This window comes from Leucobacter sp. M11, assembly GCF_035726885.1.
GTDB lineage: Bacteria > Actinomycetota > Actinomycetes > Actinomycetales > Microbacteriaceae > JAPFRB01.
Genome location: NZ_JAPFRB010000005.1, coordinates 183,684 through 184,672, shown reverse-complemented (window position 1 = coordinate 184,672; position 989 = coordinate 183,684). Strand labels below are relative to the sequence as shown.

Annotated in this window: 1 protein-coding gene; it reads left to right on the top strand. The window is 72.0% G+C overall.

What is annotated here, in order from left to right; translation table 11 throughout:
* Positions 1-796: HNH endonuclease signature motif containing protein (locus OOT08_RS16225; protein WP_325093861.1), on the top strand; the 796-nt coding region annotated here is incomplete at its 5' end.
* Between the last annotated feature and the right edge of the window lie 193 nt (positions 797-989).

The following is a 989-nucleotide window of genomic DNA, read 5'->3' as shown; positions in this document are numbered from 1 at the left end:
CGACGTCGCTGACCCCGAAGCAGGAACCCTGGCTCATACCGGTGTGCGCTTCGAACCGGTCGCCGGCGCAGACCCGAGCGGCACCAGCACCGATCCCACCCCCGACGACCGCACCCCGGCCCAGCGCACCCTGGACCGCCTCATCGACGGCATCCGCGCGCACCTCGCCGAGCGCAACGCAGGAGTGGCGACTGGGGCGAGCACCCTCGTGAACATCCACGTGAGCGCCGAATCCCTGGAAACAGGCACCGGACCATCCTGGGCGGACGGCATCTTCGCACCCCTGTCCGCCGAAACCGCGCTCCGGGAGCTCTGCGACGGCAAATACGCCATCACGATCTTCGGAACAACCGGGGCCGTCCTCGCGCAGGGGCGCGCGCAACGCCTGTTCACCCCGGCCCAGAAACTCGCCCTGGCCGCCCGGGACGGCGGCTGCGTCTGGCCCGGCTGCGACGCCCCGCCAACAGACTGCGACGCCCACCACGTCATTCCGTGGAGCGAACACAACCTCAATGGGCCAACCGACATCGCAAACGGGGTGCTGCTGTGTCGATTCCATCACCGGCGCATCCATGAACACGCGCGGTACGGGCTCGGCGCGGAGCACCGCTGGACGATTCGGATGATTCGCGAGCTGCCGCATCTGATTCCACCGGTGCGGCTGGACTGGAATCGCACCCCGCGCCCGCTCGGCAGGCGACGCACGGGCAGGCGGAGCGGGCCACGCAAGCGGGAGCCCGCCGGGGACGGGCGCGCCGCGGAGCGCTCGCCCCGAGCCCCGACCGGCAACCGCTGAACGCGACTCCCCAATTCCCGGCTGCCCCTCAGCGCCTCGGGAGGGACGACCGCGTGTGCCCGTGACCCCGCACCGGGATCATTCGCTGGCCCGCTGAGTGCTCCGCCGTGTGGCCCGCCCCGAGAGAGCGTGCGGGCTGGGGCCTCCGCGCGGAACAGAGCCGCGTGCGCCGCGCGGCACAGACCCTGGGCTG